Source organism: Aminicella lysinilytica, from assembly GCF_004362975.1.
GTDB lineage: Bacteria > Bacillota > Clostridia > Peptostreptococcales > Anaerovoracaceae > Aminicella > Aminicella lysinilytica.
The window spans coordinates 1-9433 of the sequence record NZ_SNXO01000056.1 but is presented as its reverse complement, the minus strand read 5'-3'; the positions used below and the strand labels follow the sequence as shown (position 1 = coordinate 9433).

The 9433-nt window shown below is 39.0% G+C and carries 9 protein-coding genes and 1 pseudogene; 1 reads left to right on the top strand and 9 read right to left on the bottom strand.

Going from position 1 to position 9433, the window contains the following annotated elements:
• Positions 1-328 precede the first annotated feature (328 nt).
• The 4 genes and pseudogenes from EV211_RS10000 to EV211_RS11005 form a co-directional block, all read right to left on the bottom strand.
• Entirely contained in the window at positions 329-2404 is a 2076-nt protein-coding gene (locus EV211_RS10000) for a sigma 54-interacting transcriptional regulator (RefSeq protein WP_133529292.1), read from the bottom strand.
• A gap of 68 nt (positions 2405-2472) precedes the next feature.
• Positions 2473-2898: pseudogene (locus tag EV211_RS09995) on the bottom strand (transposase); the annotation flags it as partial.
• Between the two features lie 182 nt (positions 2899-3080).
• On the bottom strand, positions 3081-4718 hold the full coding sequence (gene aspD, locus EV211_RS09990) for an aspartate 4-decarboxylase (RefSeq protein WP_133529291.1): 1638 nt from the start codon (positions 4716-4718) through the stop codon (positions 3081-3083).
• A 45-nt stretch (positions 4719-4763) separates the two neighbouring features.
• Positions 4764-4889 carry a hypothetical protein gene (locus EV211_RS11005; RefSeq protein ID WP_279222030.1) on the bottom strand — a complete coding sequence of 42 codons (126 nt, stop codon included), beginning with the start codon at positions 4887-4889 and terminating at the stop codon, positions 4764-4766.
• Between the two features lie 212 nt (positions 4890-5101).
• On the opposite strand from EV211_RS11005, the gene EV211_RS09985 reads away from it, so the two are divergent.
• Positions 5102-5971: a LysR family transcriptional regulator gene (locus tag EV211_RS09985; protein WP_133529290.1), complete on the top strand. Its 870-nt coding sequence runs from the start codon at positions 5102-5104 to the stop codon at positions 5969-5971.
• A gap of 289 nt (positions 5972-6260) precedes the next feature.
• On the opposite strand, the gene EV211_RS09980 is transcribed toward EV211_RS09985, so the two are convergent.
• The 5 genes from EV211_RS09980 to EV211_RS10780 form a co-directional block, all read right to left on the bottom strand.
• Complete coding sequence (locus tag EV211_RS09980; protein WP_133529289.1) at positions 6261-7214, bottom strand: ParB/RepB/Spo0J family partition protein; 954 nt, start codon at positions 7212-7214, stop codon at positions 6261-6263.
• Positions 7165-7995 carry a ParA family protein gene (locus tag EV211_RS09975; protein WP_133529288.1) on the bottom strand — a complete coding sequence of 277 codons (831 nt, stop codon included), beginning with the start codon at positions 7993-7995 and terminating at the stop codon, positions 7165-7167. Before EV211_RS09975 ends, EV211_RS09980 begins: the two co-directional genes overlap by 50 nt.
• Positions 7996-8091: 96 nt before the next feature.
• Positions 8092-8385: a hypothetical protein gene (locus EV211_RS09970; RefSeq protein ID WP_133529287.1), complete on the bottom strand. Its 294-nt coding sequence runs from the start codon at positions 8383-8385 to the stop codon at positions 8092-8094.
• Between the two features lie 23 nt (positions 8386-8408).
• On the bottom strand, positions 8409-8771 hold the full coding sequence (locus tag EV211_RS09965) for a hypothetical protein (protein ID WP_133529286.1): 363 nt from the start codon (positions 8769-8771) through the stop codon (positions 8409-8411).
• A gap of 194 nt (positions 8772-8965) precedes the next feature.
• Positions 8966-9112 (bottom strand): hypothetical protein, encoded by a 147-nt coding sequence (locus tag EV211_RS10780; protein ID WP_166635441.1) that lies wholly within the window; start codon positions 9110-9112, stop codon positions 8966-8968.
• Between the last annotated feature and the right edge of the window lie 321 nt (positions 9113-9433).

Genomic DNA, 9433 nt, shown 5'->3' with positions numbered 1-9433 from the left:
TGGAGCTAATGTGCGTATTGATGTCAAGTAGGGCTATCAACTATACAGGTGGGGCTATAAAGAGTATCACTGGTGCTTATGACGCGAAATATTCAATCCTGACCGATTGCCAGATTAAAGAGCAAATATGGCAACGAGAGTCCCGCCCATTAGGCCGGGAGTTCTTGACATATCATTGCTTTTTTGATACAAATTAAAAGACGGCTGACAATTGGGTCCAGCCGCCTAACTCTAAAATTATCATAGAAAACCTAATTTACAGAAAAAACTTCACACTCTCCACAAATATGGACTTGACCCTTTCACAAAACTATAAAACTCTCGGTACTTAAATACCGAGAGTTTTTAAGTACTCTATCCCAAATTGCGTTATCCTCGTACCAATTCGCCCATGTTCAACAGTAATATAACCATCATTTTGCATTTCTTGCAATTGCTCCCTTAATTTCCCTTCACTTATATTGATGCCTTGTATACTCAGTTCAGAAATAATACCCGCACGACCTATCCCATGAAATGGTTGTGTTCCCTTTTTAATTATTTTAAGAATCACTATACCTATTTCTTTACAGCACGCATCAATTAATTTGTTCGACTCAATTATGCCCGAATCATAACACAAATTTAAATTTAAAATATAATCTGGTAATCTTCCTAATGCTTTATAATAAGTAGCTGCATTCTCGAGTTCTCTCACATTGCCAGGCCACTTGTAATCGGACAGCCTGTCTTTCTCATAAGATGTAAGATTGCAATAAATTCTGCCCATAAAGGCTTCCATCAACGGAAGTATGTCCTCTTTCCTTTTGTTCAAAGCATCTATGGTGATCGGTATAACATTTAATCTATAATATAAATCCCCCCTAAAACTCCCTTTTAAAACCTCTTCAGATAGTTTAGAATTCGTTGCCACTATAATTCTAACATCTATATCGACCACTTTATCACTTCCAATTCTGATAACTTGTCTTTCCTGAATTACTCTCAATAACACAGACTGGAAATTTGCCGATATGCTACCAATTTCATCAAGGAATAATGTACCATTATTGGCCTGTTCAAAATAACCTATTTTACCGTTCTTTTGTGCACCAGTAAATGATCCGCCTTCATATCCAAATAACTCACTTTCTATTAAACTTTCCGGTACTGCTGCACAATTTACCGCAACAAAAGGGCCGCTTTTTCGTTTAGAATAATTGTGTATTGATTGGGCAAGCAATTCCTTGCCTGTACCACTTTCACCACTTATCAAAACGGTATTATCTGTAGCAGCAACTTCCTTCGCTGTTGTGATACATTTTTTCATCGAATCAGATGAATAAACAATATCGTTAAAACTATATTTTGCAACCAGTCCTTTCTTTATTATCGTACTCTTTATAGTAGCCTCAATATCTCTAAGTGTTCTTTCGTCTTGTAATGTAATAATAACTCCAATTATTTCATCAACAAGTTTTACATTTGATTTACCTACTAGATAATTAGCATCATTAACTCTAATAGGATAGTCTTTGTATTCTTCCTCGCTATTAATTATACCCTCGTCTATCCCTGTAAATATTTCATCCTTTTTAAGGTTGAAAACACTTAATGCTTTTGGGTTATAATAAACAACCCGATTTAATTCATCAAGTAAAACTACAGCTAGCATAGACTGATCAACTACTAAATTAAGCAATTGAACGCGAAGGCATGCTTCATAGTAACTTTCTTGATAATGAATGCTTTGTTCTACTAATTCAATGGAGTATTTTAATATATTTCTATTAATAATATCGTTGTCTATATCTAGAGTTTTCATAAGAGAAAACAATGTCTCAAAACCAATTTCTCTGTATCCTATATTAATAATATTTTTAGCATATTTTGGCACAAGATCCAACTCGTTAGGAGTAATTACATATTCAACTGCTTTATTGACTCCACTTCTCTTCACCTGCGTATATGGAATCAAATTAATGCTATTAATCCCTAACTCGCATAACATATAAATCGTCTCTATCTCTGTATCATAGGTATCATTTACCACGAACACATCCGAATTATTAGGTATTGCCATAAGTTCCGGCAATACTTGCTTGCGTATGCTTCTCTTGAGGATAACTACTTTCGAATAATTCGAAATGTTATTTTTTATTCCGTACAGCATGTTCTCATGTATAACCAAACAGGCATCTGCAACAATCTTTTCATTGTTATCCAATTCGTTAGCAAAATAAGGTACTATTTCTATATACTCTCCAAAAATATAAAGCAAGGTATTATTAATATATTCAATAATGCTGTTGTTATCCCTATTTTTATACAATATTGCCACTTTTTTCAATTTTTCACTACCCTTTTTATCATAACTAGAAGAAATATCATAACTATTATAATACATTGTAGTATAATTTATCAACTACATTCATTTAACGAAACTGACTGGTTGTGAAGAGATTGGGGGATGCGGACATTTTCTTGGGCTGCCTATGCAGCTAATCCAAGAGAACGCCTGTATTCTACCGGGCTCAAATAACCTAGTGTTTCCTTCATTCTCGTTTCATTATACCAGTGAAGATATTCGTTTAATATATCCATAAATTCATCAATGGTAACATTGCCCCAGCTTCTGTTGTAGAACATTTCATTTTTGATCCTTCCAAATACACCTTCACATGCAGCGTTATCTGGCGAGCATCCTTTTTGTGACATTGATCTTACAAGACCATTCTTCTCCATGCGTTCTATCCAGCCCGACCACCTGTAATGGCATCCGCGATCAGAATGAATAACAGGATGATCCTGTTCTCCGAGTTTAGCTATAGTGTCATCCAACATGGAGTTTACAAGATCAGCATTGGGCGATGTGCCGATTCTCCAATTCATTAGGAGACCATCAAAGCAGTCAACCATACTTCCTTTTGATATTACGCAGAAAAAATTGTTGATGTTAAAGCTGTTCTTCTTTTCATTAACTCAAATATGAAACACCATTTCCTCTCCAAATATCCGAGGCATGTCATTGATCTATTAAGGCAAGAAAATCCTTCCTCATTTGTTGATTCCTTAATTCTGGCAGCTTGTATCACTGATGCCTAATTATTATCTCTTCGATTTTTCCATAATTCAACATAGCTATCCATAACATTATGTAACGCCTTCCCTATTTTAGAATATGATTCGTCACAAAGATTTGCTAATGATATTCTTACAGACCACTCAGGACCATTAAACCCATTTCCATCTAAAAGTACAATTGAAGACTGCTCTGCAAGTTTAATAAGTATATCTATCGTTCTATAATTGTTCTTAAGGTATGTAGCAAATCTATCGCTATAATTTTGACTAGCCCATTCAATAAGATCAAACTGAGCATAATATGATGCGCTGTATTTATCTTCTGTAATGCCAATCCCCAGCCCATCAAATAATAGTTTCTTTCTTCGCCGGCATATGTTCCTTGTGAGATTTTTATATTTATTTTTTTCGTCCACTATAGCAAACACAGCCAGAAAAGCCATTTGTACCTGCTGTGGCGTCGAAAGGCCTGCGGTGTGGTTAAGTGCAACTTGTCTGCTATCAGCAACTATTCTATCAACGAATTTAATTTTTTCTGTATCAGTTGAAATACCCGAATATCTTATTCTGGCCCTTTCTTTCTTTCCCTCATCTTGCTTCCCCAAGATTTCATCAAATACATTGTTTTCGTAAAGTGCAACCGTACCAAGTCTCCACCCTGTAACTCCAAAGTATTTTGAAAAGGAATATACCCCTAAAGTATTAAAGGGCAAATCTGCCATTAAAGATCTAAACCCATCAACAAATGTACTATACACATCATCTGATATAATCATTAGGTCAGGATTATATTCGTTAACGACCTTTTTCAAGATTTTAACAGACTCTTCTTTCATAGCAACCGATGGTGGATTGCTTGGATTAACCAAAAATAAAGCTTTTATCGAATCATCCTTTAGTTTCTTTATATCCGAACTTGTATACTGCCAAGTTCTATTACCATGCTCGTCCAATTCGTTCGCGGAAATATACACCACATCAAAACTATAGCGTGGCAAATTTGGTATCTCAAGATACGGTGTAAACACCGGCGTCATAATAGCTATTCTATCACCTTTTGAAAGCATGTTATTCGCAATGAGTGAATCAAATACATAGCACATCCCCGCTGTAGCTCCTTCTACTGCAAAAGTATTAAATACTCCCTCCAGTGACGTGTTGTAACATAATTCTTGCATTAGATAATCATTTACCACACTCTCAACATGTTTTAACATCCTTCCAGGCATAGGATAATTGTCTCCGATAATACCATCAGTAAGTTCATATATCCATTCATCCGGTGAAAACCCCTTTACGGTTATGCCATAATTGATTATTTGATTCAATAATTCTATCCCCGGAGCATTATAATTAACTTCCACATATTTATTATATCGCTGAGCAATTCCTTCCTTTTCTGGCATTCCTGCCAAATCATCTTCATTCCAAATCCGTCTACTCTCTGAAATTGCAAATTGTCCAAATGTAAAAAAAGCTTCCCTCGGAGCTGCCGCTATCCAATTAGGATTCCCCCTTCCCGCATCAAGCAATGATCGTGTACCATTTATATTTGAATCCTCTGCAAGATTTATTAGTTTATCCTTTAGCTCAAACGGGCTAATTTTTCCATATACCTTTTCTATTTCTTCTCGTTGAAAACTCATTTTATACATTTTTAATGTCCCCCTTAAGTTTATATACCATACTATATTTCTTAATCAATATATGTGCTCCTTATCACTTTTGGCATTGGTAAGAGCAATACTCTTATGAAATGAGCCTTCAGTTGCTAGCGGCCCCATGCCACCTAATATACCTATATTTTTTCCATTAAAATGATTCATTTTACCTCCCTATCCTATTTCTATTCATAGTGTAATTTAATTTACGCCTTATGCCATGCTCCTAGGAATTTTGGTTTACAATGCCATTATAACATTGTATAATATATATGTTAAATATTATAAACGTATATTATACATACTATAAAAATATAAATAAATTAGGAAGGGGAGCATGTGTGAATTGACTAAAATATACCATGCAATTTATACTATTGGATATTAAACAACTAAAATATTTTCTTGCAATCATTGAAGAAGGTAATATTACCAAAGCTGCTAAAAGGTTACACATAGCTCAGCCTCCTCTAAGCCATCAACTAAGAATGCTCGAAGATGAACTTGATGTTAAACTAATAGAAAGAACCACTAAGAAATTACACATTACTGGTGCTGGCGAACTTTTACAATATCGTGCTGAACAAATCCTACATTTAGTAGAGACCACTACAAATGAACTCAAAAAATATAATACCGAATTTTTAGGAGTACTATCCGTAGGCACTGTACCATCATCCGGTGGTGTGCTTTTGCCAAGATTGTTATACTCTTTTCATGATAGATATCCAAATTTAAATTTTCAAATACGAGAAGGCGATACATACCGAATACTAGATATGCTGACCAATGGCATAATTGACGTCGGCATAGTTAGGACTCCATTTAATTCCGAAATATTTGAATCGATTAGTTTGCCAAACGACCCAATGATGGCTATAGCCAATGGTAATAATCTATTTAAAGCAAATAACCAATCCTTATCCCTTTCTAATCTTGCTGATGTTCCGCTTATAATCGATCGAAGGTTTAAGCTTATGATAGTCAGTTCTTGTAAGAAAGCCGGATTTAAACCTAAAATACTGTGTGAGTGTGATGATGTTAGAACCATAATTTCCTTGGCAGAAACTAGAATGGGCGTAGGTATTGTTCCAAAGCCTGCTATATGTCTTATTTCAAAATCAAATATGGCATGTAATGAAATAAACGAGCTATCATTAGAAACACGAACAACTCTATTGTGGCTCAAGGGCAGAGAATTATCTCATATTACAAAAGAGTTTATACATTCTTTTGATTTAGAATAGAGTATAATTATAGATGAATTCAGCCACCTAATTTCAAACAATCATATAAAGCCTACTTTATAGAAAAACTTTGCACTCGCATTTTTGCAATTTTCACTTCAACTTGCTATAGAAATATGAGGCACCGCCAATTCCGTTAGCAGTACCTCATATTTAATTTTAGGATTCCTATGTATTTAAGCTAATCTTATTCTTTTTCCGTAAGTAAACTGCTAGTAGTTACGTGAAGTTGGGGTGTGGGGAAGAACGGTCAAAGGTAATCCTTCTGCAACCATCCCTATTCGCACACTTACCTCTCGTTCTCTCGGTCTTTCCTGCTGAGGTACTTTCCGTAATACTCCATAGCCGCAGCCACAAAGTCCTCTCTCTTAGACACAGGAAGATCCTTTGGGAACAACTTCCCGAACCTGTCGCCCCTAAGCACAATCCTCTCCTTCTGGTTAGGCTTCTCCTCGAGCATTATCGCTTCTATTGCTTCCGGCGTCAGTTTACCTGCTTCCGACATCTTTCTCATTCTTATAGCCTGAGCGTGGGTCGGCGTGCACTGCTCCATCTCTATGCTCTCGCAAAGATCTTTCTGCTGCTCCTTCGGAAGATATGACAGTTCCACAGCAGGCCTCAGGGCTATCTGCCCGTCATCGACCATATCGAGGAGAGCTGGGTTTAGTTCCGTCAGGCGAATATATCGTCTAACATTGTCTTTTCCTTCGCCAATCATTTCTCCTAGCATTTCATCGGATCTTTTACCTCTTAAATCTGTCGCCACTGGCGACACATTTTCTTTAGAAAGTCTTCCGGCCTGTCTCTTCATTGCCTCCAGCCTCATCTTATATGCAAAGGCTTTCTCGCTAGGAAGTATTGTGGTCCTCTGAAAATTCGATTCCACCATGAATATGGTAGCCTCATCTCTTGTCATATCCACTATCTCTGAACGAAGCGTAGTGAGCCCCGCAAGTTCGCAGGCTCTCTTCCTTCTGTGGCCCGATATTATTTCATATCTGCCGTCTTCCTTTTTTCTGAGAGTAGCAGGAGTGATTATCCCGTTTGCCTTTACGCTTTCCACGAGATTCATCATATCCTCGTCATCCTTCACCTTGAAGGGATGCTCTGGGAACGGGTCTATCTCATCGAGAGACACTTCATATATCTTCTTCAGCTTGGCTTCGTCTCTCTCTTCCTGAGTGGAGAAAAGATCATCTGGATTCGCTATCCCGAAGTCTATCGGTCTTCTCTTTTTCGCCATCTCTCATCACCTCCCTCGTGAGATATGCATACGCCTTTGCCGGTTTGCTCTCCGCATCATATGAATAGATGCTTTCTCCCTGTCCGCTGGCCTCCGCCGCCTTTACCCCTACGGGGATGACCGCATCGTACACTCTGATGTCTTTGCCGCATCTCGCTCTGACTGCGTCCATCGATTCCTTCGCAAGAATCGTCCTGCTGTCCACAAGGGTCATGAGCACGCCGCCGATCTTAAGGTCCGGATTGAGCTGCCGTTTGACTTTTGCTATGGTATCTACAAGCTGCGCCATGCCTTTTGTCGGAAGATACTGAGCCTGGACCGGTATTATGACCTTGTCCGCCGCAGTGAGTGCGTTCAGAGTCAGCATACCCAGAGACGGCATGCAGTCGATTATGACGTAATCATACCCGCCTTTCACCTGCCTGAGATAGTTCTTCATGATGTTCTCTCTGCTCATAGCACCTACAAGGTTAAGCTCGAACTGAGAGAGCTCGATGTTCGACGGCAGCACATCCATGCCTTCACTGTGATGGAGTATGCCCTCAGCCGGATCGAAGCTCATATCGTTCCTTACCTTTGTAAGTACGGATACTATGGACTCCTCAAGCGAGTCTGTCTGCCTCCAGCCGAGAGCAGCACTCATATCGGCCTGCGGATCAGCGTCAACTAAAAGCACTCTTTTGCCACTTCTTGCAAGACCTGCTCCAAGGTTAACGGCCGTGGTGGTCTTGCCTACGCCACCCTTCTGGTTGCATATAGCTATTACTTCTGCCTGTTTCATCTGGTTTACCTCCTGTCTTTAGTATTCATCCGTCCTGCTTCGCATTTGAACAGAATAGATGTATGCCTGCGCTTTGGCAGGCTTTGAATATTCATATCAGATCCCGTTATTGTTGAGGTGTGGCAGGAGGATCTTCATGAATGCCTCTTCCCGTCCCTTTCTCAGAATCAGAGCGTCTATGATATTCGATGTCTGACTGCGGGTGAGTACGAGGAACATATACAGTACCGACACCGCGGTAACTGCGTCCTCTGAATCACAAAGCAGATTCAGATCATCTTTGAATTCATAGCATATATATCCTGAAGGATGCACAGCGCGTACGCTCCTTATGCTATCCGCAGTATCGCTTGCCACTTTAGTGAGAAGCCTCGTTTCAGCTGTTTCCATTGTCTTACCGTCTTTCCCATCTCCTAATTTAGAAGCAACCTTCTTTCCATAGTTTCTTTTTCCTTCTTGAATGCCTCCCTAAGTGTGATCTCCGTCAGAAACATATCCACATCATCTGAGTCAAGCAGTCCGTTCATGAAATCACAGTAAGCACCGTCATATACTTCCGCGCATGCGTCCACCAGCTTCATTTCCCTGGCTGTATCTGTCCAACCTGACTTTCTTAAGATGCCCTGCAGCATTTCGAATGCCGTCTCGTTTCTCTCATTTGATGACAACGTATCAAGCGCATCGACATATATCAGCGCCTTCTCAAATTCCAGATCCTCGCTTTCTACGCACATAGCGAAGTCTTCCGCTACATGCTCTGCTATTCCGAGAAGCACAGGGCACACACCCTCATCCTCTTCTCTTTCTACGCCTGTTACTATGACTCACATCGTATCTTCTGTTGTTTTCATTCTTCTACCATACCTTCCTCCGGCCGTACCGGTCCAAAAACTGAGATTGCCCCGCGGATCCCGCGAGGCAATGTAATTATGTGTGTATGGTATTTTATTGTCGCATTTTCGGTAGATGATCAGCTGAACAGTTTCAGTATGAGATCATCCACGGCATCAGTATATCTGCCTTCTTTTATGAGACTGTTCCTTAGTTCAACCAGACTGAAGAGTATGAGCTGGCTCTCATCGTCTGTTACGTTCATCTTTATCTTCTTATCGAACATCGTACCCACCTCCTGTTTCTATCCATATATGGAGTACAATTGCTATATATAAATTCTAAGAAAGAAGCCAGGTAATTGCAAATGTGCGATTTTTTCCACCAAAAAACCCAGAGTGCCTGTGTTTGCAAGTATTCCGGGTGTTTTTTCGTCAAAAGTAACACTTTAGTAACAAAAGTAACACTTTTTGATTGCCATAGCATAGTGTTTTCAATGGCTACAGCGATTTTATGGTCAAGTCCATATTTGTGTGTAAATTCACTTTCAAGCATATATCAAACTACCTTTATGCTGCTTTAAGCATTTTCTGTTGTTTCTCTGCTA